The organism is Pseudomonas sp. YA1 (genome assembly GCF_058680555.1).
This window is the reverse complement of record NZ_JBZWBG010000012.1, coordinates 65,699-89,824: the sequence shown is the minus strand read 5'-3', so window position 1 is coordinate 89,824 and position 24,126 is coordinate 65,699. Positions and strand designations below refer to the sequence as shown.

The 24,126-nt window shown below is 68.1% G+C and carries 23 protein-coding genes; 7 read left to right on the top strand and 16 right to left on the bottom strand.

Features of this window, described 5'->3' with window-relative positions; all coding sequences use genetic code 11:
• Positions 1–20: 20 nt before the first annotated feature.
• Positions 21–1,604, bottom strand: coding sequence for a peptide chain release factor 3 (locus tag AC4OR5_RS18265; RefSeq protein WP_003093004.1), 1,584 nt, complete (start codon positions 1,602–1,604; stop codon positions 21–23).
• 220 nt (positions 1,605–1,824) lie between these two features.
• Between AC4OR5_RS18265 and ivy the strand changes: the two genes are divergently transcribed.
• Entirely contained in the window at positions 1,825–2,286 is a 462-nt protein-coding gene (gene ivy, locus AC4OR5_RS18260) for a lysozyme inhibitor Ivy (RefSeq protein WP_003093002.1), read from the top strand.
• A 95-nt stretch (positions 2,287–2,381) separates the two neighbouring features.
• On the opposite strand, the gene fecA is transcribed toward ivy, so the two are convergent.
• The 4 genes from fecA to mdrR1 all read right to left on the bottom strand — a co-directional run bounded on the left by fecA (position 2,382) and on the right by mdrR1 (position 7,272).
• Entirely contained in the window at positions 2,382–4,736 is a 2,355-nt protein-coding gene (gene fecA / locus AC4OR5_RS18255) for a TonB-dependent Fe(3+) dicitrate receptor FecA (protein ID WP_031638706.1), read from the bottom strand.
• Between the two features lie 94 nt (positions 4,737–4,830).
• A complete protein-coding gene (locus AC4OR5_RS18250; RefSeq protein WP_003119249.1) occupies positions 4,831–5,784 on the bottom strand; it encodes a FecR domain-containing protein in 954 nt (317 codons plus the stop codon).
• On the bottom strand, positions 5,781–6,290 hold the full coding sequence (locus AC4OR5_RS18245; RefSeq protein WP_003092999.1) for a sigma-70 family RNA polymerase sigma factor: 510 nt from the start codon (positions 6,288–6,290) through the stop codon (positions 5,781–5,783). Before AC4OR5_RS18245 ends, AC4OR5_RS18250 begins: the two co-directional genes overlap by 4 nt.
• A gap of 100 nt (positions 6,291–6,390) precedes the next feature.
• The gene (gene mdrR1, locus AC4OR5_RS18240) at positions 6,391–7,272 is read right to left on the bottom strand and encodes an efflux pump transcriptional regulator MdrR1 (RefSeq protein ID WP_003132628.1); all 882 of its coding nucleotides are present in this window, start codon (positions 7,270–7,272) and stop codon (positions 6,391–6,393) included.
• 125 nt (positions 7,273–7,397) lie between these two features.
• Between mdrR1 and AC4OR5_RS18235 the strand changes: the two genes are divergently transcribed.
• Positions 7,398–8,300 carry a DMT family transporter gene (locus AC4OR5_RS18235; protein WP_058160524.1) on the top strand — a complete coding sequence of 301 codons (903 nt, stop codon included), beginning with the start codon at positions 7,398–7,400 and terminating at the stop codon, positions 8,298–8,300.
• Between the two features lie 17 nt (positions 8,301–8,317).
• Here AC4OR5_RS18235 and AC4OR5_RS18230 read toward each other — a convergent pair whose 3' ends face one another.
• A complete protein-coding gene (locus tag AC4OR5_RS18230; RefSeq protein ID WP_003137762.1) occupies positions 8,318–9,295 on the bottom strand; it encodes a 2-hydroxyacid dehydrogenase in 978 nt (325 codons plus the stop codon).
• A 94-nt stretch (positions 9,296–9,389) separates the two neighbouring features.
• A complete protein-coding gene (locus AC4OR5_RS18225; protein ID WP_003092994.1) occupies positions 9,390–10,343 on the bottom strand; it encodes a LysR family transcriptional regulator in 954 nt (317 codons plus the stop codon).
• Positions 10,344–10,588: 245 nt separating this feature from the next.
• Between AC4OR5_RS18225 and AC4OR5_RS18220 the strand changes: the two genes are divergently transcribed.
• From AC4OR5_RS18220 to AC4OR5_RS18205, 4 genes are read left to right on the top strand one after another with little or no spacing between them, the layout of a single operon-like run.
• On the top strand, positions 10,589–12,079 hold the full coding sequence (locus AC4OR5_RS18220; RefSeq protein ID WP_058160523.1) for an efflux transporter outer membrane subunit: 1,491 nt from the start codon (positions 10,589–10,591) through the stop codon (positions 12,077–12,079).
• The gene (locus AC4OR5_RS18215) at positions 12,076–14,271 is read left to right on the top strand and encodes an FUSC family protein (protein ID WP_058160522.1); all 2,196 of its coding nucleotides are present in this window, start codon (positions 12,076–12,078) and stop codon (positions 14,269–14,271) included. The genes AC4OR5_RS18220 and AC4OR5_RS18215 overlap by 4 nt, the downstream gene beginning before the upstream one ends.
• On the top strand, positions 14,261–14,461 hold the full coding sequence (locus AC4OR5_RS18210; protein ID WP_003082823.1) for a DUF1656 domain-containing protein: 201 nt from the start codon (positions 14,261–14,263) through the stop codon (positions 14,459–14,461). The genes AC4OR5_RS18215 and AC4OR5_RS18210 overlap by 11 nt, the downstream gene beginning before the upstream one ends.
• Positions 14,462–14,497: 36 nt before the next feature.
• Positions 14,498–15,406: an efflux RND transporter periplasmic adaptor subunit gene (locus tag AC4OR5_RS18205; protein ID WP_009313419.1), complete on the top strand. Its 909-nt coding sequence runs from the start codon at positions 14,498–14,500 to the stop codon at positions 15,404–15,406.
• A 127-nt stretch (positions 15,407–15,533) separates the two neighbouring features.
• Here AC4OR5_RS18205 and AC4OR5_RS18200 read toward each other — a convergent pair whose 3' ends face one another.
• The 4 genes from AC4OR5_RS18200 to AC4OR5_RS18185 are packed head-to-tail and all read right to left on the bottom strand — an operon-like array spanning position 15,534 to position 19,029.
• Positions 15,534–16,697 carry an ABC transporter ATP-binding protein gene (locus tag AC4OR5_RS18200; protein ID WP_058160521.1) on the bottom strand — a complete coding sequence of 388 codons (1,164 nt, stop codon included), beginning with the start codon at positions 16,695–16,697 and terminating at the stop codon, positions 15,534–15,536.
• Positions 16,698–16,709: 12 nt separating this feature from the next.
• Positions 16,710–17,372, bottom strand: coding sequence for an ABC transporter permease (locus AC4OR5_RS18195; RefSeq protein WP_003092985.1), 663 nt, complete (start codon positions 17,370–17,372; stop codon positions 16,710–16,712).
• On the bottom strand, positions 17,372–18,307 hold the full coding sequence (locus AC4OR5_RS18190) for a glycine betaine ABC transporter substrate-binding protein (protein ID WP_023092470.1): 936 nt from the start codon (positions 18,305–18,307) through the stop codon (positions 17,372–17,374). Before AC4OR5_RS18190 ends, AC4OR5_RS18195 begins: the two co-directional genes overlap by 1 nt.
• Positions 18,307–19,029 (bottom strand): ABC transporter permease, encoded by a 723-nt coding sequence (locus AC4OR5_RS18185; RefSeq protein WP_003092982.1) that lies wholly within the window; start codon positions 19,027–19,029, stop codon positions 18,307–18,309. The genes AC4OR5_RS18190 and AC4OR5_RS18185 overlap by 1 nt, the downstream gene beginning before the upstream one ends.
• A 441-nt stretch (positions 19,030–19,470) precedes the next feature.
• On the opposite strand from AC4OR5_RS18185, the gene AC4OR5_RS18180 reads away from it, so the two are divergent.
• Positions 19,471–20,745 carry a cation:proton antiporter gene (locus AC4OR5_RS18180; RefSeq protein ID WP_003092979.1) on the top strand — a complete coding sequence of 425 codons (1,275 nt, stop codon included), beginning with the start codon at positions 19,471–19,473 and terminating at the stop codon, positions 20,743–20,745.
• 58 nt (positions 20,746–20,803) lie between these two features.
• Here the strand turns inward: AC4OR5_RS18180 and AC4OR5_RS18175 are convergent, their stop codons facing one another.
• The 5 genes from AC4OR5_RS18175 to AC4OR5_RS18155 all read right to left on the bottom strand — a co-directional run bounded on the left by AC4OR5_RS18175 (position 20,804) and on the right by AC4OR5_RS18155 (position 24,072).
• On the bottom strand, positions 20,804–21,049 hold the full coding sequence (locus tag AC4OR5_RS18175) for a YgjV family protein (RefSeq protein ID WP_003092978.1): 246 nt from the start codon (positions 21,047–21,049) through the stop codon (positions 20,804–20,806).
• 30 nt (positions 21,050–21,079) lie between these two features.
• Positions 21,080–21,979, bottom strand: a complete 900-nt coding sequence (locus tag AC4OR5_RS18170) for a TIGR01459 family HAD-type hydrolase (protein ID WP_003137765.1) — start codon at positions 21,977–21,979, stop codon at positions 21,080–21,082.
• Positions 21,980–22,083: 104 nt separating this feature from the next.
• On the bottom strand, positions 22,084–22,740 hold the full coding sequence (gene tpbA / locus AC4OR5_RS18165) for a tyrosine phosphatase TpbA (RefSeq protein WP_003111594.1): 657 nt from the start codon (positions 22,738–22,740) through the stop codon (positions 22,084–22,086).
• Positions 22,741–22,834: 94 nt separating this feature from the next.
• Positions 22,835–23,221: a hypothetical protein gene (locus tag AC4OR5_RS18160; RefSeq protein WP_003113771.1), complete on the bottom strand. Its 387-nt coding sequence runs from the start codon at positions 23,219–23,221 to the stop codon at positions 22,835–22,837.
• A 20-nt stretch (positions 23,222–23,241) separates the two neighbouring features.
• The gene (locus AC4OR5_RS18155) at positions 23,242–24,072 is read right to left on the bottom strand and encodes an SDR family oxidoreductase (RefSeq protein WP_023089427.1); all 831 of its coding nucleotides are present in this window, start codon (positions 24,070–24,072) and stop codon (positions 23,242–23,244) included.
• Positions 24,073–24,126: the final 54 nt, after the last annotated feature.

Genomic DNA, 24,126 nt, shown 5'->3' with positions numbered 1-24,126 from the left:
CCCTGGCTCCTCCCGTGCGATCAGTGATGCTCGCGCGTCGCCCGGAAGCGGATGTCCGGCCAGCGTTCTTCCATCAGGCTGAGGTTGACGCGGGTCGGCGCCAGGTAGGTGAGGTGCCCGCCGCCGTCCACGGAGAGGTTCTCGAAAGCCTTGTCCTTGAACTCCTTGAGCTTCTTCTCGTCGTCGCACTCGATCCAGCGTGCCGACCAGACGTTGATCGCCTCGTAGGCGCACTCGACCTTGTATTCCTCCTTCAGGCGGCTGGCGACCACGTCGAACTGCAGCACGCCCACCGCACCGAGGATGATGTCGTTGTTGCGCTCGGGGAAGAACACCTGGGTCGCACCTTCCTCGGCCAGTTCCTGTAGGCCCTGGCGCAACTGCTTGGACTTCAGCGGGTCTTTCAGGCGCACGCGGCGGAACAGTTCCGGGGCGAAGTGCGGGATGCCGGTGAAACCGAAGTTCTCGCCTTCGCTGAAGGTGTCGCCGATCTGGATGGTGCCGTGGTTGTGCAGGCCGATGATGTCGCCGGCATAGGCCTCTTCCAGTTGCTCGCGCTCGGAGGAGAAGAAGGTCAGCGCGTCGGCGATCTTCACGTCCTTGCCCAGGCGCACGTGGCGCATCTTCATGCCTTTCTCGTACTTGCCCGAGCAGATGCGCATGAAGGCGATGCGGTCGCGGTGCTTGGGATCCATGTTCGCCTGGATCTTGAACACGAAGCCGGAGAACTTCTCCTCGGTCGGCTCCACGCTGCGTTCGTGGGTGGCGCGCGACAGCGGCTGCGGCGCCCAGTCGACGATGCAGTCGAGGACCTGGTCGACGCCGAAGTTGCCCAGCGCGGTGCCGAAGAACACCGGGGTCATCTCGCCCTTGAGGAAGGCGTCCTTGTCGAATTCGTGGCAGGCGCCCTGCACCAGCTCCAGCTCCTCGACGAAATTGTCGTAGAGATCGCCGAGGTGGGCGCGGGCTTCGTCGGAGTCGAGCTTTTCGATGACCTTGGTCTCGATGCGCTCGTGGCCGTGGCCCGGGACGTAGACGATGATCCTGTCGTCGGCCAGGTGGTAGACGCCCTTGAAGTCCTTGTAGCAGCCGATCGGCCAGGTGATCGGCGCGGCCTTGATCTTCAGCACCGCCTCGATCTCGTCGAGCAGCTCGATGGGGTCGCGGATGTCGCGGTCGAGCTTGTTGATGAAGCTGACGATGGGCGTGTCGCGCAGCCGGCAGACTTCCATCAGGGCGATGGTCCGCGGTTCGACGCCCTTGCCGCCGTCGAGCACCATCAGTGCCGAGTCCACCGCGGTCAGGGTGCGGTAGGTGTCTTCGGAGAAGTCTTCGTGGCCGGGGGTGTCGAGCAGGTTGATCATGTGCTCGCGGTAGGGGAACTGCATCACCGAGGTGGTGATGGAGATGCCGCGCTGCTTTTCCATCTCCATCCAGTCGGACGTGGCGTGGCGGTCGGACTTGCGCGACTTCACGGTACCGGCGACGGCGATCGCCTTGCCCATCAGCAGGAGCTTCTCGGTGATGGTGGTCTTACCGGCGTCGGGGTGGGAAATGATCGCGAAGGTACGGCGCTTCGCGACTTCGGCGGCCTGAGTGGTCATGGATGCGTGCCTGCTGGAATCCGTTGGCGTGGGCGCGGGACGGCCCGGAAAAACGCGGGATTATAGCGGTAAAACGCGGCGCGTCGGGATGCCTGTCATCCGGCGATCGATGGAATTGCCGGTGGACAGCGAACTTGTCGCAGTCGTGCCGTTCCAAGCAGCCAGCGGCGGCCACCGCCGGATAGACTGCTTTCATTTCACCCGATCGAAGGAAATCACCATGAACGGAGTATCCAGACTGCTCTCCCTGGCGTTGCTGGGCGCGGCGCTGCACTGGGCGCCGGCGCAGGCCGAGGAGCAGCCGCGGCTGTTCGAACTGCTCGGCCAGCCCGGCTACAAGGCCACCTGGCACGCCATGTTCAAGGGCGAGAGCGACGTGCCGAAATGGGTTTCCGACGCCAGCGGCCCGAGTTCCCCGTCCACCAGCCTGAGCCTGGAGGGCCAGCCCTACGTCCTGGCCAACAGTTGCAAACCCCACGATTGCGGCAACAACCGCCTGCTGGTGGCGTTCCGTGGCGACAAGAGTGCCGCCTACGGGCTGCAGGTGAGCCTGCCGGACGAGCCCGCCGAAGTCATGCAGACGCCGAGCAAGTACGCCACCTATCGCTGGTACGGCGAACCCTCCAGGCAGGTCCGCGAGCTGCTGATGAAACAGTTGGAGAGCGATCCGAACTGGAAGTGACGCCGGGCCTGAGGGGGACCAGGCCCGGCGGCGGGAAGGGCGGATGATCGCTGGCGATCGTCCGCCGTTGCGCCATGCGCTCCCGCGGTCTTCCTTCAGAAACCGACCGAGGCCTGTACGTACAGGGTGCGCGGCTGGCCGACGTAGAGGCCCTTGTTGTTGTCGTCGAACGAGCGGGTGTAGTAGCGGCGATCGAACAGGTTCTTCACCCCCAGGCCGAGCTTGAGGTCGTTCAGTTGCGGGCCGAAGTCGTAGGTGCCGCGCGCGCTCCAGACCATCCAGCCGGCGATCCGCCCGGTGCTGCCGTCGGCGCTTTCGCTCTCGGTGTTGGCGTTGTCGGCGTACTGGCTGGTCTGGAAGCTGCCGTCGAGGTTGTAGCTCCAGGCGCCGGTGCGGTAGTTGGTGCCAAGGGTGCCCTTGTGCTTCGAGGAGAACGGCACCTGGTTGCCCTTGTTCGGCCCGTCCTCGCGAATGCTCGCGTCGACGTAGGCGTAGCTGGCATAGACGTCGAAGCCGGAGAGCAGCGGGTCGAGATCGGCCAGGTCGTAGGCGATCGCCGCCTCGATGCCCTTGTGCCGGGTCTTGCCGCGGGCGGTCACGCTGTCGGTCTGCTGGTTACTCTCGTACTGGTTGTCGAAGTTGATCAGGAAGGCGCCCAGTTCGGCGCGCAGGATGCCGTCGTCGTAGCGGCTGCCGAGTTCCCAGGTGCGGGCCTTCTCCGGCTCGATGTCGCCGCTCTGCACCGCCTTGCCCATCTGGCTGTACTGCACGGTGCCGAACGAGCCCTCGGTGTTGGCGTAGAGGTTCCAGCTCGGCGTGAGGTGGTAGATCACGTTGAGCGCCGGCAGCGAGGCGTTGTAGCGGCCGCTGTCCTTGCTGTTCTTCAGCAGGTTCTTCTGTTCGGAGTCGATCTTCTCGTAGCGGATGCCGGGGGTGATGGTCCAGTTGCCGATATCGATGCGATCGTCGATGTAGAACGCGTTGGCTTCGGTGCTGCCGCGGGTGTCGCGGTCGTTGCGGCTGCCGGTGCTGGGTAGCTGGCCGCTGTCGGCGCGGGTCCAGTAGCGCAGCTCGTGGCTGGCTTCGTTGACGTAGCGGTGGCCGATGCCCACTTCGTGGCGACTTTCGCCCAGCTCGAAACCCTGGCTGAAGCGGGTTTCCAGGCCTCGCACCCAGTATTCGCGCGGCGACAGGGTGAGGTTGCGGCCCTGGTCGAGGTAGCCGCTGCGCAGGGTCTTGGTGAAGAAGCCGGTGACGTTGAGCTTCTGGCTGGCGTTGGGGGTGTATTCGTAGCTGGCGCTGGCCAGGGTACGGCGGCCCCAGAACTTGTCGTAGGGACGGGTCGACTGGTACGGATCGTCGCGGTAGGCCGCGGCGCTGAGGCCGCCGGGCATGTCGGCCTCGCCGTCGTAGTACTGGGTCATCGCCGAAAACGCGTGTTCGTCGCTGGGCTGGAAGCGGCCCTTGAGAATCAGGTCGTCGATCCGCGTATCGCTGTGCTCGCGCCAATCGCCGCCGCGGGTGCCGGAGTAGAGCAGGGCGCCGCCGAGGCCGTTGGCGCCGGTGCCGCCGATCAGCACGTTGTGGGTGGTCTTCAGGCCGTCCTGGCTGGAGCTGGGGCTGAGTTCGCTGTGCACGTCGAGCTTGGTGGCGAAGTCCTCGGGGATCGCACGGGTCACGAAGTTGACGATGCCGCCGACGTTCTGCGGCCCGTAGCGCACCGCGCCGCCGCCGCGAACCACGTCCACCGCGTCCATGTTGCCGATGGACACCGGCGCCAGCGACAACTGTGGCTGGCCGTAGGGGGCGAAGGGCACCGGGATGCCGTCCATCAGCACCGTCGAGCGCGACGCCAGGCGCGGGTTGAGGCCGCGAATGCCGAAGTTCAATGCCAGGTCGTGGCTGCCGGTGCCGTTGTTGAGCGGCGCGCTGACCCCGGGAATGCGCTCCAGCACTTCGCGGGTGCTGGCCGCGCCTTGGGCCTGGAACTGCTCGCGGCGGACCACGTCGCGCGCACCGGGATGCTCGAAGACGTCGGCGGCGCTGGCGTCGGCCAGCCAGTCGCCGACCACGGTGAGCGCCTGCAGGTTGGCCGGGTCTTCCACCGGCAGCGCCTCCAGGGTGTAGGCGCCGTCGCCGCGGGCGCGCGCCTCCAGGCCGGAGCCGGCGAGCAGGGCGGCCAGGGCTTCCTCCAGGGTGTACTCGCCGTCCAGCGCCTGGCTGCGCCGCGCGGCGGTCTGTTCCGGGCTGAAGGCGATCAGCACGCCGGCCTGGCGGCCTAGGTGGTTCAGCGCCTGCTCCAGCGGCTCGGCGGGCAGCCGGTAGTACTGGCGGGCATCGGTGCGGATCTCGGCGGCGCAGGCGCTGCCGGCGGAAACCAGGACGGGACCGCCGAGGCAGGCGAGGAGCAGGGCGCGGCTGAGCGGCGACAGGGCGCGTGACGGGGACATGAGGGACACTCCAGTGGATCTTTCGAGGTTGGCTTTCCTCCTCTGTCACGCGAGGTGGGGAAAAAGGCTCAGGTGCGCGGAAATATCTTTCCGCTCATTCGCGCGGGTGCACCCCGACCCAGTAGCGGGTGACGCGCCGTACCTCCACGGGCAGCACCGCCGGCAGGGTGGCGAGGATCCGCTCGCTATCGTCCAGCGGATAGCTGCCGGAAATCCGCAGGCCGCCGATGCGCGGGTCGCAGCCCAGCCGGCCGGGGCGGTAGCGCGCGACTTCGGCGAGGAATTCGTCCAGGCGCATGCCGGCGGCCACCAGCATGCCGTCGGTCCAGGCGCCGCTGCCGACCGGCAGCGGCTGCGGAGCGCCGAGTCGCTCGCGGTCGAAGTCCAGCTGCCGGCCGCTGGGCAGCAGCAGGCCCTGGCCGGCGTGGTTCTCCACCTGCACCGCGCCTTCGTGGACGGCGACGCGGGTGCGTCCGGCGAACTGGCGCACGTCGAACCGGGTGCCCACCGGTCGCAGCCGGCCTTCCGCGCTGTACACGTGCAGCGGGCGCGGGTCCTGGCCGGTGCTGAGCTGGATTTCTCCGCGCAGCAGGAGCAGGCGCCGTTCGCCGGCATCGAAGCGGACATCCACCGCCGTGTCGCTGTTCAGCTCGAGGCGACTGCCGTCGGCCAGGGCCAGGCGCCGGCGTTCGCCGACGCCGGTGGCATAGTCGGCGCTCCAGCGCTGCAGGCTGCCGCTCTCGCGCAGGCCCCAGGCGCTGCCGCCGGCGGCCAGGACCAGCAGCAGGGTCTTCAGCGCGCGCCGGCGTTGCGGCGAATGCGGTGCGTTGATGGCGGCCAGGGCCAGTGGCGTGCCTATCCCGGCCAGGCGCTGGTTGACCGCCTCGATGTGGCGCCAGGCCTGCTCGTGTTCCGGGGCCGCCTGGCGCCAGCGCTGCCAGGCCTGGCGCAGGCGTTCGTCGTCGGCGCCGCCCTGCAGCTCGACCAGCCAGCGCACGGCCTGTTCGGCCACCTGCGGCGGCACCTTGGGTGCGGCGGGCAGGCTCATGGCAGCTCGGCGAAGTAGCAGCGTTGCGCAGCCTTGAGCATGTAGCGCTTGACGCTGCTCAGGGAGATGCCCAGCTGCGTGGCGATCTCGGCGTAGCCCAGGCCGTCGAGCTGGGCCAGCAGGAAGGTCTCCTTGGCCAGCGGCGGCAGGCCGTCGAGCAGGCGGTCCAGCTCGACCAGGGTCTCCAGGACGATGGCGCGGGTCTCTTCGCTGGGGACTTCCCGCTCGGGCAGGCTGGCCAGGGCTTCCAGGTAGGCGCGCTCGACGTCCTGGCGGCGGTAGTGGTTGCACAGCACGCGGCGGGCGATGGTGGTGAGGAAGGCGCGCGGTTCGTCGATGCGCGCGGCCTGGCGCGAAACCAGGACCTTGACGAAGGTGTCCTGGGCCAGGTCGGCGGCGTTCTGCGGGCAGCCGAGGCGGCGCCGCAGCCAGCCCGTGAGCCAGTGGTGGTGGTCGCTGTAGAGGGTATGCAACGCGGCCGCATGGGCGAGGTCGGCGCTCGACACCTGGACATTCCCGGAGCAGAAGGATTAACGAATGATAATAGTTATCATTTTATGCTGCGGGAATGCCTGCCTACAACCGCAGGCTGTCGGCGCCTGGCTTTCAGGAGGCTTTCAGGGCGGCGCGGTACTGCCCCGGGGTGGCGCCATGGGCTTCGCGGAAGCGCCGGTTGAAATGGCTCGGACTGGCGAAGCCGCAGGCCAGCGAGACCTCCTGGAGCGACTGCGCGGAGTACGCCAGCAGGTCGCGGGCCCGCGCCAGGCGTCGTTCCAGCACGTAGCGGTGCGGCGGCAGGCCGAAGGAGACGCGGAACATGCGCGCGAAGTGGTACTCGGAGAGCGCCGCCAGCTCCGCCAGCGACCCCAGTTCCAGCGGCTGCTCCAGGTGGCTTTCGATGTAGTCGGCCAGGCGCCGCCGCACGTGCGCGGCCAGCCCGCCCTGCCAGCGTACGTCGGTACGCCTGCCGCACCCGGTGAGCAGCAGGTGGTCCACCGCCTGGTGGGCGAGGCTGGTGCATAGCAGGCGCTCGCCGGGTTCGTTCCAGTCCTGTCGTTCCAGGGTCCGGCACAGGGCGGCCAGCGGCTCGTCCTGGATGTAGGTGCGCTCCTCCAGTTGCAGGCTGCGTGGTTCGCAATCGAGGGTGCGTACCGCCGCGCCGGCCAGGCGTTCCGGGCTGATGTACAGGTGCATGAAGCCCAGGCCGCGTGTCACCGCCCAGTCGGAGTGGTGTTCGGCCGGCATCACGCAGAAGCGGTCGGGGCCGCCATAGAGCCCGGGACGATCGCGGCGGAAGGTCTGCCAGCCGCCCTGCAGGTAGAGCGACAGGGTGTGATGGCCGGGGTCGCTGTAGCCGAGGATCTCCGCTTCGTCGCGGTACCAATGGGCGAGCGCCAGGCCGTCGCTGAGCGTGCTGCTGCGCAGCAGGCGCGCATTGGAGGTCCGGTCGAGGGTGCGGAATACCTGGAAATCGCTGGGTTGGTGCATGCCGGCCATGCTACCCGCGCCCGGACGCTGCCGCGAGAGGCGGCGGATGAAAAGCGCAAGAATGGACAATGGTCGCGCCCGGCTTCGCCCGCAGACTGACGGCATCCTGTCGTTGCGGAGTCGCCATGAATCTTTCGCTGTACCTGCTCACCGTGCTCATCTGGGGCACAACCTGGATCGCCATCAAGCTGCAGATGGGCCCGGTGGCGATCACCCTGTCGATCGCCTACCGCTTCGCCCTGGCGGCGCTGGTGCTGTTCGCCGTGCTGCTGCTCGGCCGCCGCCTGCAAAGGCTCGACGCACGGGGCCAACGCCTGTGCATGGCCCAGGGCGTATGCCTGTTCTGCCTGAACTTCATCTGCTTCTATACCGCCAGCCAGTGGATTCCCAGCGGCCTGGTGGCCGTGGTGTTCTCCACCGCCACCCTGTGGAATGCGCTGAACGCCCGCCTGTGGTTCGGCCAGCGCATCGCGTCGAACGTGATGGCCGGTGGCGGTCTCGGCCTGCTCGGCCTGGGGCTGCTGTTCTGGCCGGAATTGGTGGGTCACCAGGCCACCCCGGAAACCTTCTACAGCCTCGGCCTGGCCCTGCTAGGCACGCTGTGCTTCTCCACCGGCAACATGCTTTCCAGCCTGCAACAGAAGGCCGGCATCCGCCCGCTCACCGGCAATGCCTGGAGCATGCTCTACGGCACCCTGATCCTCCTGGCGCTGTGCTTGTTCCAGGGCGTGCCGCTGAATTTCGACTGGAGCGCGCGCTACGTCGGCTCGCTGCTGTACCTGGCGATCCCCGGCTCGGTGATCGGCTTCACCGCCTACCTGACCCTGGTCGGGCGCATGGGCCCGGATCGCGCCGCCTACTGCACCGTGCTGTTCCCGGTGGTGGCGCTGAACATCTCGGCCTTCGCCGAGGGCTACCGCTGGACCGCACCGGCGCTGGCCGGGTTGGTCCTGGTGATGCTCGGCAACGTCTTGGTGTTCCGCAAGCCGAAGGCGCCGGCGCTGGCCGGGCCGGCGCGCTCGACCTAGCGGAGAGCGAGGCGCGCTCAGCCGCGTCGCCACACCTGTGGATTGACCAGGTCCAGCGGCCGCTCGCCGCGCAGGGCCGCCTCGAAGTTCTGCAGCGCCCGCTCGGCCATGGCCCGGCGGGTCTCGTGGGTGGCCGAGCCGATGTGCGGCAGGGTCACCACGTTGTCCAGGGCGAACAGCGGCGATTCGGCCAGCGGTTCCTTCTCGTAGACATCCAGGCCGGCGCCGAGGATGCGTTTCTCCCGCAGGGCGGCGACCAGCGCGGCCTCGTCGACCACCTGGCCGCGGGCGACGTTGACCAGGATCGCCGAGGGCTTCATCAGGCCCAGTTCGCGCGCGCCGATCAACCGCCGGGTCTGCGCTCCCAGCGGCACCACCACGCAGACGAAGTCGGCCTCGCCGAGCAGTTCGTCGAAGCCGAGGAAGCGCGCGCCGAGTTCCTGTTCCAGTTCCGGCTTGCGGTTGTTGCCGTGGTAGAGCACCTGCATGCCGAAGCCGAAACGGCCGCGCCGGGCGATGGCCGCGCCGATCCGGCCGAGGCCGAGGATGCCGAGTTTCTTGCCATGCACATCGGTGCCGAACTGCGGGGCGTCGACGGTGCGCTTCCAGTTCCCGGCCTTGACCCAGGCGTCCAGCTCGGCGACCCGTCGCGCGGCGCTGATCAGCAGGGCGAAGCCGAGGTCGGCGGTGGTCTCGGTGAGGACGTCGGGCGTGTTGGTGAGAGCGATGCCGCGGCGGTTCAGGTAGTCCAGGTCATAGTTGTCGTAGCCGACCGAGACGCTGGAGATGACTTCCAGCTGCTTCGCCTGTTCCAGTTGCCTGGCGCCGAGCGGCCGGCCGACGCCGATCATGCCGTGGGTATCGGGCAGGGCGGCGGCGTACTGGGCGTCGATGTCGCCCTGTTTCGGTTCGAGCACGCGGACGTTGAACTGGCGTTGCAGGCGTTCGAGATGCTCGGGGGCGAGGCGACTGAAGACGAAGACGTTCTTTTTCATGACGGGACTCTGCAAGCGGGAGCGAAAGCGCCGACCATACCACCGCCATCGAAGCGGCGGGCAGGGGCCCGCCACTGGGCGGGCGATTATCGGCTCAGGAGGGTCTTCCGAGTTCCAGGCCCAGCTCCACCAACGCCGCTTCGTCGCGCTGGAGCAGGCCGGGCAGGCTTTCCTTGAGGTATTCCACCCAGGTCTTGATCTTCGCGTCGAGATACTGCCGCGAAGGGTACAGCGCATAGACGTTGAGCTGTTGCAGGCGGTGTTGCGGCAGGACCCGCACCAGGGTGCCCTTGCCCAGGTCCTCGATGGCCGAATACACCGGCAGGATGCCGATGCCCAGCCCGGAGCGGATCGCCTCGGTCATGGCGTCGCCGACATTGACCTGGAACGGCGAGGCGCCGATGGAGACCATTTCCTGGCCGTTGGGGCCGTCGAACAGCCAGCGATCCAGCGGCACCACCGGGCTGACCAGGCGCAGGCAGTCGTGGCTGGCCAGCTCCGAAGGCTCGCTCGGCGTGCCGTTCAGGCGCAGGTACTCCGGCGAGGCGCAAAGAATGCTGTAGGTCTCGCCGATGCGCTGGGAAATGAAGCCGGAATCGGGCAGCTCGGAGGCCACCACGATGGCCACGTCGAAGCCCTCGTCGAGCAGGTCCGGCACGCGGTTGGCCATGGTCAGGTCGAAGGTCACGTCGCGGTACTGCTGGCGGTAGCCGGCGATGGCGCGGATCACGTAGTGCTGGCCGATGCCGGTCATCGAATGCAGCTTCAGCTTGCCGGCGGGACGGGCATGGGCGTCGCTGGCTTCGGCCTCGGCTTCCTCGACGTAGGCGAGGATCTGCTCGCAGCGCAGCAGGTAGCGCTGGCCGGCCTCGGTGAGGGCGATGCGACGAGTGGTACGGTTGAGCAGGCGGGTGCGCAGGTGCGTCTCGAGGTTGGCCACCGCCCGCGAGACATAGGCGGTGGTGGTGTTGAGCTGCTGGGACGCCGCGGTGAAGCTTCCGGTTTCCGCCACGCAGACGAAGGCTCGCATGTTTTGCAGGGTGTCCATCGACGGGGCCTCCTAGGCACGCGCAGAAGTGTGTCAGATTGTTGCGAGGGCGGATTATTTCACATTACGCAATAAACAATCGCACTTGAGCCAGCTTATCAGCAGCCGCCAGCCTCTTAAAATTCATCGGCCCCCGGGCGCACGAACGCTCGAGCGGGTTGAACGGCGCCCGTACCGTTCAAATTCCGTGCTTCGCCCCTCCAGGATCAGACAACGTGCCGCGTGCTCTCAGGAAGGAACTGACCTTGGTCGGCTCCTTCGTCGGTTTTCTCGTCGTTTTCTCCGCAATATCCGGTTGTGTCAGTACAGGCGATATCGCCCCCCAGGCCGCCACGCTCGACGCCAACGCCCTGGCCACCGACCATGCGATCCAGGCTGCCGCCCGCGAGGCCGGCTGGCCGCAGGCGCAGTGGTGGAAGGTGTATGCCGATCCGCAGCTGGACGCCTGGATCGAGAAGGCGCTGGACGGCAATCCAGGCCTGGCGGTAGCCCATGCGCGGGTACGCCAGGCGAAGTCCATGGCCGGGCTGGTGGAGTCCATCGAGTCGCCGCAGATCGAGGGCAAGGGCTCGCTGGTCCGCCACCGCTGGCCGGACGACTATTTCTACGGCCCCGGCGACCTGGCGCGGACCACTTCCTGGAACAACTCCACCGAGATCGGCCTGAACTACAAGATCGATCTCTGGGGGCGCGACCGCAGCGACAGCGAGCGCGCCGTCGACCTGGCCCACATGGCCGCCGCCGAGGCGCGCCAGGCGCAGCTCGAGCTGGAGGGTAACATCGTGCGCGCCTACGTCCAGCTCTCGTTGCAGTACGCCGAGATGGACATCGCCAAGGCCATGCTGCAACAGCAGCGCGACATCCTCGCCCTGGCCCAGCGTCGCCTGCGCGGCGGCATCGGCACGCATTTCGAGGTCAGCCAGGCGGAAGTGCCGCTGCCCGAGACCGAGCGCCGCATCGAGGTGATCGACGAAGAAATCCAGCTCACCCGCAACCTGCTCGCCGCACTGGCCGGCAAGGGCCCGGGCGAGGGCCGCACGATCCGCCGGCCAAGCCTGAACCTGGCGGCGCAGCCGAGCCTGCCCAGCGCCTTGCCGGCCGAACTGCTCGGTCGCCGCCCGGATGTGGTCGCCCGCCGCTGGCAGGTCGCCGCCCTGGCCAAGGGCGTGGACGTGGCGCGCGCCGACTTCTACCCCAACGTCGACCTGATGGCCTCGGTCGGCTTCAGTGCCGTCGGCGGCGGCATGCTGGAGTTCTTCCGCAGCGCCAAGTACACCTACAGCGCCGGCCCGGCGGTGACCCTGCCGATCTTCGACGGCGGCCGCCTGCGTTCGCAGTTGGGCGAGGCGGCGGCCGGCTACGACGCGGCGGTGGAGCAATACAACCAGACCCTGGTGGATGCGCTGAAGAACATTTCCGACCAGTTGATCCGCCTGCATTCGGTGGACATCCAGAAGGACTTCGCCGCGCAATCGGTGGCTTCCGCGCAGAAGACCTACGATATCGCCACCCTGGCCTACCAGCGCGGCCTCACCGATTACCTCAACGTGCTCAACGCGCAGACCCGGCTGTTCCAGCAGCAACTGGTCCAGGAGCAGGTGCAGGCCGCCCGGCTGGCCGCCCATGCCAGCCTGCTCACCGCCCTCGGCGGCGGCGTCGGGGCCGGCGCCGATACGCCGGCGCAGCGGAAGCTGGCGCCGGAGAACGTCCCGGTCAGAGCGGTATCTTCGCGATGAGTGGCCGCTCCGCTGGTTTCGCCCTGCCCAGCCGCGACGCGTGGCGGCGCGCGCTGGCCGAGTGGGCGCGCAGCGACGGGGCGACCTGGATCTACGTGTTCAAGGTGCTCTGCGCGGCCTTCCTGACCCTCTGGCTGGCGATGCGCCTGGAGTTGCCGCAACCGAGCACGGCGACCATCACCGTGTTCATCGTCATGCAGCCGCAGAGCGGCCAGGTGTTCGCCAAGAGCTTCTACCGCATCCTCGGCACCCTGGTCGGCCTCAGCGTGATGGTCACCCTGATCGCCCTGTTCGCCCAGGAGCGGGTGCTGTTCCTGCTCAGCTCGGCGATCTGGATCGGTCTCTGCACCGCCGGGGCCGCCCGCTACCGTGACTTCCGCTCCTACGCCTGCGTGCTCGCCGGCTACACCGCGACGCTGATCGGCATCCCCGCCACCAGCCATCCGGAAGGCGCCTTCATGCAGGCGATCTGGCGGGTCCTGGAAATCAGCCTGGCGATTCTCTGCTCGGGCGTGGTCAGCGCGGTGATCATGCCGCAGACCACCAGCGCGGCGATGCGCAATGCGCTGTACGTGCGCTTCGGCCTGTTCGCCGCGTTCGTCCTCGACAGCCTGCGCGGGGTCGGCGGGCGCGAGCGCTTCGAAAGCAGCAACGTGGCCTTCGCCGCCCAGGCCGTGGGCCTGGAGACGATGCGCGCGGCGAGCGCCTTCGAGGATCCGCACATGCGCCTGCGCAATGGCCGGCTGATTCGCCTGAGCAGCGAGTTCATGGCCATGAATACCCGTTTCCACGCCCTCCACCAACTGCTCGAACGCCTGCGCGCGCAGGGCTCCACCCAGGTGCTGGAAGCGTTCGAACCGTGCCTGGAGGAAATCACCGGGCTGCTCGAGGAGATCCGTGGCCGCGCCGTCACCGACCATGACGCCGAGCGCTTCGCCCAGCGCCTCGCCGACTGCCGCGAACGCCTGATGGCGCGCATCCGCCAGGCGCGCGGAGAACTGCTGGCGCGGGAGCCGGGCGAAGAGGCGCGGCTGGACTTCAATACCGCCGCCGAGCTGCTCTACCGTTTCGCCGAGGAGATGCACGACTACGCCCTGACCCATGCCTCGCTGGCCGCCCACCGCCACGAGCGCGAGCAGTGGAAGGACGCCTTCACCGCCAAGGCCAACGCGGTGGCGGCGGCAGTGGCGGGGATGCGCACCGGGTTGATGATCCTGCTGTTCGGCTGTTTCTGGATCTACAGCACCTGGCCCAGCGGCGGCACCTTCGCCCTCAACGCGGTGGCGGTCTCGGCGTTGGCCTCGGCGGCGCCGAACCCGAAGAAGGTCGCCATGCAGATGGCCATCGGCACCATGGCGGCGGCGCTGCTCGGCTTCAGCGAGATGTTCTTCGTCTACCCGCACATCGACGGTTTCCCGCTGCTGTGCCTGGTGCTGGCGCCGGTGTTCGCCCTCGGCGCGTTCATCTCCTCGCGGCCGCAGTGGGCCGGCTACGGTCTCGGCCTGCTGGTGTTCTTCTGCTTCGGTTCGGTGCCGGCGAACCTGACCGTCTACGACCCGGCCCACGTGATCAACGAGTACATCGCCCTGATCCTCTCGATGCTGCTCTCGGCCGCGGCCGCCGCGGTCATTCTGCCGCCCAACAGCGCCTGGCTGTGGAAGCGCCTCGAGCGCGACCTGCGGATGCGCGTGGTGTTCGCCATCAGCGGCAGGAGCAGGGGGCTTGGCTCGGCCTTCGAAAGCGGCACCCGCGACCTGCTGAACCAGGCCTATGGCGTCGCTGCCGGGCGCCCGGACGTGCAGCGCGGCCTGCTGCGCTGGATGTTCCTGGTGCTCGAGGTCGGCCACGCGATCATCGAGCTGCGTCGCGAGCAGGAGCGCCTGCCGGACGAACCCTGCTACGCCGAGGCCATGCCCTGGCGCCAGGCGATCCGCGCCATGGGGCGCGCCCTGATCCGACTGTTCGTGCGCCCTGGCGCGGAGAACCTGGAGCGCGCCCTGGCGGCCGTCGACCAGGCCATCCACGCGGCCAGGCACACCGACGAACCCTGCGCGCCGCACTTCGACAGCTCGCCGCTACGGCGGGTGCGCAGCTACCTGCACTTCATCCGTTCTTCCTTGCTCGCGCCGACCTCGCCGCTGACCGAACTGGCCGGTCGGACGAGCGGCCAAGGTACCGTCCATGCCTCGTGAAATCGCCATCCATGGGGTCTACATGCCGACCCTGACGCTGTTGTTCGTGATCGCCGCGGCGCTCACCTGGGGCCTCGACCGGATCTTCGCCTCGGTTGGCCTGTATCGCTTCACCTGGCACCCGGCGCTGTTCCGGGTCAGCCTGTTCGCCTGCCTGTACGGCGGCCTGTCCCTGACCATCTACCGCTGAGGCGGTAGCGCACCTCTTCGTTATCGTGAGCCGACCATGACCTTGAAATCCGTAATCAGCCTGCTGGCGACCCTGCTGATCCTGCTGGTCGCCGTATTCATCGGGCGGACCCTGTGGGTCAACTACATGGACACCCCCTGGACCCGCGACGGTCGCGTGCGCGCCGACGTGATCAATGTCGCCGCCGACGTTTCCGGGATCGTCGTCGACGTCCCGGTGCGCGACAACCAGTTGGTGAAGAAAGGCGACCTGCTGATGCAGATCGACCCCGACCACTACCGCATCGCGGTGAAGCAGGCCGAGTCGCTGGTCGCCTCGCGCAAGGCGACCCTGGAGATGCGCCAGCTGAACGCCCGGCGGCGCGCGGAAATGGATGAGATGGTGGTCTCCCGAGAAAGCCGCGACGACGCCCACAACACCGCCGCCGCGGCGATGGCCGACTACGAGCAGGCCAAGGCCCAGCTCGACGCCGCGCGCCTGAACCTGGAGCGCACCCGGGTGGTGGCGCAGGTCGACGGCTACGTCACCAACCTCAACGTGCACCGTGGTGACTACGCGCGGGTCGGCGAGGCGAAGATGGCGGTGATCGACAAGAACTCCTACTGGGTCTACGGCTACTTCGAGGAAACCAAGCTGCCGTACATCCGCGAAGGCGACCCGGTGGACATGCAGCTGATGAGCGGCGAACACCTCAAGGGCCACGTGGAAAGCATCGCCCGCGGCATCTACGACCGCGACAACCCGGAAAGCCGCGAGCTGACCGCCGACGTCAACCCCACTTTCAACTGGGTGCGCCTGGCCCAGCGCGTGCCGGTGCGGGTACACATCGACGAAGTGCCGGACGGCGTGCTGCTCTCGGCGGGGATCACCTGCACGGTGATCGTCAAGCCGCAAGGGCGCGACGACCAGGCCTCGGCGGCGCACGCGCCGGGGCGGGCCGGTTGAGTGAAAGAGGCATGGAGAAGCCCGGCGGATGCCGGGCTTTTTCGTTTCGGCGGGGCGGAAGAGGGCGCCACTCGCCAGGAATACGCTGCGGTTGGCGGCTGCCGGCGGTGAATATCCACCCGGCGGCCTACGCTCCGACCTGTTCGGCCGGCGACACGATCAGGCCCTTGCCGCCGCGCGAGCGGCCGGAGCTGAGGTAGTCGGCGATGGATTCCTGGGTGACCTCGCCGAGGAACTGCTGGTTCGGGTCGAGCACCGGCAGCCAGGAGCTGTTGAACTCGTACATCCGCGACAACAGGATGCGCAGGTGCTCGTCGTGGCTGGCGGTGACCCGGAACGGGGTGACGAACGGTTCGCAGGTGCCTTCCTGGCGGCGCAGGTCCTTGCGTCGCACGTAGCCCAGGCCCTTGCCCTGGTCATCCACCACGATCAGGTAGCGCCGGTCGTTCTCGTCCATCAGTTCCAGCGCCTCGGCCACCGGGGTCTGCGGCCGGGCGGTGACCAGGCTGCTGTCGGCGGCGTCCTCGGCGCGCACCAGGAGCAGGCGCTTGAGCGTGCTGTCCTGGCCGGTGAAGGCGCTGACGAACTCGTCCGCCGGGTGCGCCAGCAGGGTATCCGGGTGGTCGTACTGGAGCAGCCGGCCGCTCTTGAACACCGCCACCTTGTCGCCCAGCTTGATGGCTTCGTCGATGTCGTGGCTGACCATGATCACGGTCATGCCGAGCTTGCGCTGCATCTCGAAGAACTCGTTCTGGATCGACTCGCGGTTGATCGGATCGACCGCGCCGAACGGCTCGTCCATCAGCAGCAGCGGCGCGTCCGCCGCCAGCGCGCGGATCACCCCGACGCGCTGCTGCTGGCCGCCGGAGAGTTCGCGCGGGTAGCGTTGCAGGTACTGCTTGGGCTCCAGCTTGACCATGCTCATCAGCTCGCGGGCCTTCTCCTTGCAGCGCGCCTTGTCCCAGCCGAGCAGGCGCGGCACGACCATGATGTTTTCCTCGATGGTCATGTTCGGGAACAGGCCGATCTGCTGGATCACGTAGCCGATGTGGCGACGCAGGGTGACTTCGTCGAGGTCCGCGGTGTCCTGGCCGTCGATCAGCACGCGGCCGGAGGTCGGCGGGATGATCCGGTTGATCATCTTCAGGGTGGTGGTCTTGCCGCAGCCGGAGGGGCCGAGGAAGACGCAGATCTCGCCTTTCTCCACGGTCAGGCTGACGGAATCGACGGCGCGGAACTCCTTGCCGTTCTTCTGGGTGAAGGTCTTGCTGAGCTTGTCCAGTTCGATCATGTTCGGCTCCTGTCAGTGCGCGCTGGCGCGCAGTCCCTTGGGGGTGAGGATGCGTTGCAGCCATTGCAGCAGCAGGTCGGCGACGATGGCCAGGAGGCTGACCAGTACCGCGCCGACCACCAGCATCGGCATGTTGCTCTGGCTGATGGAAGTGAGGATCAGCACGCCCAGGCCGCCGGCGCCGATCACCGCGGCGATGGTCATCACGCCGATGTTCATCACCACGGCGGTGCGTACGCCGGCGAGGATCACCGGCACCGCGAGGGGAATGTCGACCATCCGCAGGCGTTGCCAGAAGGTCATGCCGATGCCCTTGCCGGCCTCGCGGATGCCCGCTTCGACGCCGGTCAGGGCGAGGTAGGTGTTGCGCAGGATCGGCAGCAGCGAATAGAGGAACACCGCGGTGATCGCCGGCAGCGGCCCGAGGCCCTGGCCGAATACCGAGTAGACCGGCATCAGCAGGCCGAACAGGGCGATCGAGGGGATGGTCAGCATCACCGTGGCGGCGCCCTGCAACGGGCCGGCCAGCCACGTGAAGCGGGTCATCAGCACGCCCAGCGGCACGCCGACGAGGATCGCCAGGCCTACGGCGACCAGTACCAGCAGCAGGTGCTGGAGGGTGAGCTGGCCGACCTGGGACCAGTCGAGATGGGAAAGCACGCTGAAGAAGTCCATTACTGGCTACCTCCCTGGCCGGCCTGGCCGTCGTCGAGCAGGCGGTGTTCGCGGAGGAAGTCGGCGGCGACCTTCTGTGGCGTCTGCTGCTCGATATCGACCCGCGCGTTGAGCGCCTGCATGGTGGCGTCGTCGAGCCGCTCGATGATCGGATCGAACAGCGTGGCGAACTCCGGATGGCGTTGCATGACCTCCTTACGCACCACCGGGGCGGCGTTGTAGAAGGGGAAGTACTGCTTGTCGTCCTTCAGCACGCGCAGCTTGAAATCCTTCAGGCGGCCGTCGGTGGTGTAGACGAGGCCGAGGAACACCTGGCGGTTCTTCAGCGCGGTGTAGACCAGCCCGGCGTCCATCTGGCGGATGTCGTTGCGGGTGAAGTGCAGGCCGTACAGCTCGCTCATGGGGCCGAGGCCGTCGGGGCGGCCGGCGAACTCCGGGTCCATGGCGAACAGGTGGGTGCTCCCGGGCTCGGCCTCCTGCTGTTCGGCGAGCACCCGCGCGAGATCGCTGACGCTCTGGATGCCCAGGCGCTCGGCCTGTTCCTCGGGCATGGCCAGGGCATAGGTGTTGTTGAAGCGGGTCGGCTTCAGCCAGACCAGGCCCTGGGCTTCGTCGAGTTGCTTGACCCGGCGGTAGGAAGCCGCGGCGTCGAGCTTCTCGTCGATGTGGTTGTAGACGATCAGCGACGAGCCGGTGTACTCCCAGACGATATCCAGCTGGCCGCTTTCCTGGGCGGCGCGGGCCAGGGTGCTGCCCAGGCCGGTGGTGACCGTCACGTCGTAGCCGCGCTTCTGCAGGAACTGCGCGGTGATGGCGGTGAGGATGCGTTGCTCGGTGAAGGTCTTGCCGCCGATGCGCAGGGTTTCCGCCTGCGCCAGGCCGGCGGCGAACAGGCCGGCGCAGGCCAGGCAGAGTGAGCGGATCAGTCGGTTCATCAGGCCTCCTTGGCGGTCAGGCCGCGTTCCAGGAACATGCGGCTGAACAGCACCACCAGGGCGTCCAGCAGCAGGGCGAGGAGCGCCGTGCAGGCGGCGCCGAGCAGCAGTTGCTGGTGGTTGTTCAGGTAGATGCCGGGGAAGATCAGGCTGCCCAGGCTGTTGGCGCCGATCAGGAACGCCAGCGGCGCGGAGCCGACGTTCAGCGCCAGGGCCACGCGCACGCCGCCGACGATGATCGGCACCGCGTTCGGCAGTTCCACCCGCAGCAGCACCTGGTTGGGCGTCATGCCGATGCCGGTGGCGGCTTCCTTCAGCGCCGGCGAGACATTGCGCAGGCCCTCGTAGGTGTTGCGCACGATCGGCAGCAGCGAGGCGAGGAACAAGGCGAGGATCGCCGGGCCGTTGCCGATGCCGATGATCGCCAGGGCGATGGCCAGCACCGCCAGCGGCGGGATGGTGTTGCCGACGTTGAACACCTGCATCAGGCGTTCGGCCTGGGCCTGCATGCCGGGACGGCTGAGCAGGATGCCGGCCGGCACGCCGACCAGCAGGGCGGCCGCCATCGAACTGAAGACCAGCACCAGGTGGGCCTGCAAGTAGAACAGCAGGTCCTCGCGGTAGTGGAGGATGGTCGCGGGGGTGATCCAGTGGATCAGCAAGGCCAGTACGGCGGCTGCGGCGCAGAGGCCGAGCAGGGCCTTGCCACAGGTTTTCACCATGGTCGGGACTCCCTTCGGAATGAGCGTTGGCTACGCTGTCGGGCGCTTCGTCGAAGCGCGGAAACGGGCCGGAAATCAAAGGCTTCGGATGGGCACCGAATTGCCGACCCTGAAAGGGTTGACCGTTCGTCGTTCGCGGAGGTTCAACGAAACGGCCATGCTTGTGCCATGACCGGGCCTGGGCAAGCGGCCGCAGCCGCCGTCTCGCCTGGGCTGGCGGCGAACGAAGAAATTTTCCCGGGGGAGCGGGCGAGAAGGGCGTTGCCGCGTCGGCGGCGCGCCATGCACCGTATCGGTGCGCTCGACGCCCAGGGCTTTTCTGCGGTTATGATGCGGGTTCCGAAATTTTCTCGGGCTTTTCCAGACATTCGCACCCCACGGTTCACGGATCGGCCTTTTGGGGTAGGTGTTTTACCTTCTGCTAAGGGAGTACCCCGCGTCATGCTCGATCTCGTCGCGGCATTCATTGCCTTGACCACCTTGCTCACCTACGTCAACTACCGCTTCATCCGCCTGCCGCCGACCATCGGCGTGATGGCCACGGCGCTGGTGTTCTCGCTGATCGTCCAGGGTCTGTCGGAACTGGGCTATCCGATCCTCGAGGTGGAGATGCAGGAAATCATCCGCCGCATCGACTTCTCCGAAGTGCTGATGACCTGGTTTCTGCCCGCGCTGCTGTTCGCCGGCGCACTGCACGTCGACCTCTCCGACCTGCGCAGCTACAAGTGGCCGATCGGCCTGCTGGCCACCGCCGGGGTGCTGATCGCCACCTTCGTCATCGGTGGCCTGGCCTACTACACCTTCCCGCTGTTCGGCTGGCAGGTGGATTTCATCTACTGCCTGCTGTTCGGCGCGCTGATCTCGCCGACCGACCCCATCGCCGTGCTCGGCATCCTCAAGTCCGCCGGCGCGCCGAAACCGCTGGCGACCACCATCGTCGGCGAGTCGCTGTTCAACGACGGCACCGCGGTGGTGGTGTTCGCCATCATCCTCGGCATCCTCCAGCTCGGCGAGGCGCCCACGGTCAGTGCCACGGCGATCCTCTTCGTCCAGGAAGCCATCGGCGGCGTGCTTTTCGGCGCGGTGCTCGGCTACGGCGTGTTCGTGATGATGCGCGGCATCGACCAGTACCAGGTGGAGGTCATGCTGACCCTCGCCCTGGTCATCGGCGGCGCCGCGCTGGCCGCGCGCCTGCACGTATCGGCGCCGATCGCGATGGTGGTGGCCGGGCTGATCATCGGCAACCACGGACGCCACTACGCGATGTCGGACGAGACCCGGCGCTACGTGGACAAGTTCTGGGAGCTGATCGACGAGATCCTCAACGCCCTACTGTTCGCCCTGATCGGCCTGGAGCTGCTGCTGTTGCCGTTCTCCTGGCTGCACGTGGCGGCGGCCTTCGCTCTCGGCGGCGCGGTGCTGGTCTCGCGCCTGCTCACGGTGGGGCCGGCGATCCTGGTCCTGCGCCGTTTCCGTGGCGCCAACCGGCAGGTACCGGCGGGCACCATCCGCATCCTGGTCTGGGGCGGGCTGCGCGGCGGCGTCTCGGTGGCGCTGGCGCTGTCCCTGCCGCTGGGGCCGGAGCGCGACCTGATCCTCAGCCTGACCTACATCGTGGTGCTGGTATCGATCCTGCTCCAGGGGCTTTCCATCGGCCCGCTGGTGCGTCGTATCTACGCCGGCCAGCCGCTGGAGAAAAGCGAGGGGGCGCACTGAGCGCAGCCTTCGTAAGGCGAGCGCCCGCCGTCATGGCGGGCGTTTTCGTTGGCGGCCATCAGGCGCTGTCCTGTGGCGCTTCGTTGCGATGGGTGCCGCGCAGGTTCATCGCCGCCAGGCAGACCTGCAGCAGGATCAGCGCATAGGCCTGGGCGTACAGGCCCCAGGCGATCCACAGCAGGTTGCTGGCGAGGAACACCCAGAAGCCGACCTTGCGTCTTCGCCGGTGCGCCGACGCCACCAGCCAGGCGGCCACCACCGTGACCAGCATGGCGGGCCATTGCAGGTAGTCCAGCCAATGCATGCGCGCATCCTTTTTCCGACCTTTGAGGGGTCAGACCAGCCCTGGCGCGGCAAAGTGCGGTCGGATCGGATAGCCGTGCAGCAGCGACCTGACCCGTTCCTCGTCGAGCGCCCCGTTGAACTCGGCGCCCAGGGCTTCGCGGTGGATGCCGGTGGCGCCCAGCCAGAGGGTATCGATGCGCGCGGCGAGGGCGCCGGGGACGTCGGTCACCAGCGAGTCGCCGACGAACAGGATGTGCCGCGCGCCGCGCGCTTCCAGTTGCCGCTGGGCGATGCGGAAGGCCGCCGGGTCGGGCTTGCCGTACCAACTGACCTGGCCGCCTTCCTCGCTGAACAGCTCGGCGAGCATGCCCGCGCCGTATACCGTGCGGCCGCCGGAAACCACCACGCGGTCCGGGTTGGCGCAGAGGAACGGCAGGTCGGTGGCGCCGCGCAGGGGCGCGAAGCGCTGTTCCAGTTCTTCCTGGGGAAAGCTGCCGACGCCGACGATCAGCGCCGCCTGGGTGATGTCGTCGACGAAGCGCTCGCGGATTTCCGCCGGCCAGCTCTGCTGGGCCAGGCCGACGCCGGCCAGGTAGATACCGCCACGCCGGTATTCGGCGGTTTGCAGCAGGGCGTCGATAGTCAACTGGCCGGACGTGGTGATGCCGGCGAACCAGTCGCGCCGGATGCCCAGGCGCTCGAGCCCGGCGCTCATTTCCACCACGCTGCTGGACGAGTTGCTGAGGAACCAGACCGGGCGGCCTTCGGCGTGCCGCCGGGCGAGCCAGGCGAGGGCGCCGGGGAACGCCTCGGCGCCGTCCATCACTACGCCCCAGAGATCGAGAAGGAAGCCGTCATAGTCGGCGCAGAGCGTCTCCAGTTGCGCATGGTCGAGCAGGCGGGTGCTGGTGGCGGCGCTGAAGCGCGGGGAGGTCGGGGCATCGCTCATGGGAGTCTCGTCGCGGCTGTCGAAGTGGGCCGCCGCGTGCGGCGGCGAGTCCCAAGGGTGCCAAACTTGCGTGACGGGACCAAGCCTTTCGGCCCTGCGCGTGTTTACGGCCGGTCGAGCGCCTGGGCCATCCACTCGCGCACATGGCAGAGGGCGAAGCGCGATGGGCTGCATTCGCCGTTGGCCATCGCCAGGCGCAGGCCGTCGACGTCGGCGCCGCGCACATAGGCGCTGGCGTCGCGCATGTCGTCCTCGTCGCCGAACCCGCCGCGCTGCATTTCCTCCAGCGCGGCCTGCTTGTCCCAGCCCTGCACGACGATGCGGTACATGGCGGCGAACAGTCCGGTGCGGTTGTTGCCGTGCTTGCAGTGCATCAGTACCGGGCCTTCGCGCTCGGCGGCCTGCAACTGGCGGAGGACGCTGAGCACCTCGGCGTCGTCGACCCGGTCGGCGTGGGTCGGCAGGCTGACCACCCGCACCGGAGCCTGGCCCAGCCAGGCGCGGTCGTCGTCCTTGATGAAGCTGACCACCGTCTTCACCTGCAGGCGTTGCAGCAGCGCGACGCTCTGTGCGTTGGGCAGCGCGCTGCGATAGAGGGTGGGGCTCATGCGGTAGAGGTTGATCGACGGGTCGACCGCTTGCGCCCAGGCTGGCGAACGCGGGGCGGCAGTCTCGGCGGCATGCAGCGGGCCGCCGAGCAGGAAGGCGCCGAGCACGGCGGCGAGGAGCAGGCGGAGCCAGGCGAGCGGTGAACGGTGCATGTCGGCCTCGTGCGGTGGGTGGCCAACACTAGGCGAGGGCGGGTCAAGCCGAGCTGAAGAGAATGTGAAGAATTCGTTGAGGCAGCTTCACCCGTCAGCGCAGGAAGAATCCATAGACCCTGCCGGAGAAGAACACCAGCAACAGCGCCGGATAGCACAGGTAGTGCAGCACCACGATGAGCAGTGCCGCCGGGCTGGGATCGCCTTTCAGCGAGGCGAGGCCGACCAGTAGCAGGTAAAGGACCCCGAGCACTCCGCCATACAGGGCGACCAGGCGCAAGCGCTCGCCCCAGGTCGGCCAGCGCCGCTGCGCGCGGGCGAACCACCAGGCCAGGCCGCCGGCGACCAGCGCGGCGATCAGCAGGCTGGCCGGCAGGCCGCCGAAGCGGACCACCCCGCGCAGCAGCACGTTGAGCAGGATCGCCGCGGCGATCCCGGCCAGGGCGTAGTAGCGGATGGGTACGGCAAGGCGGTCGCCCATGGCGGTATCTCCTGGCGGTTTCAGAGGCGCGTGTCGAGACCGAAGCGCTTCTTCAGCAGCCGCTCCAGCAGGCCGCGCGGTAGCCAGCGGGCCAGCGCCGGCAGGGCCCGGCTGCCATTGCCGATGCGCACCAGCGGCGGGCGCGGACGGCGCTGCACGGCGGCTAGCAACTGGCGGGCGAAGTCTTCGGCGGACGTGGGATTGTCCTGGGATGCCGCGGCGCGCGCCTGGATCTGCCGGCGCAACGGCCACCAGGGCGAGCGTTCGTCGACCACGCTGTCCAGCTCGCGGCTGGCGCTGGCGCCGAAGTTCGAGGCGATGGCGCCCGGCTGCACTTCCAGCACCTCGACGCCGAACGGTGCCAGCTCCAGGCGCAGGGCATCGCTCAGCGCATGCACCGCGGCCTTGGAGGCGCAGTAGGCGCCGGCGAAGGGCGTGACCAGCACGCCGGAGACGCTGCCGACGTTCACCACCAGGCCGGACTTGCGCCTCAGTAGCGGGAACAGTGCGCGGGTCACGCCGACCACGGCGAACACGTTGGTCTCGAACTGCCGGCGCATGGCGTCGACGCCGCCGTCCAGCAGCGGACCCATGGCGCCGTAGCCGGCGTTGTTGACCAGGACGTCGAGGCCGGCGGCTTCGACTTCCAGCTCCTCGGCCAGACGGGCCAGCGCGGCGGCGTCGTTGACGTCCAGTTGCACCGCCTGGAAGCCGGCCTCGGCCAGGGCGCGCACGTCGTCTTCCTTGCGTGCGCTGGCCCAGACCCGGTAGCCGGCGCGCTGGAAGGCGTCGGCGAGGGCGCGGCCGATGCCGCTGGAGCAGCCGGTGACGAAGGCGACGGGTTGGCTCATGGGGCGGCGTTCCTTGGCTGGGAGTTGGAAGGAGGGCGGCCTACCGTACTGGAT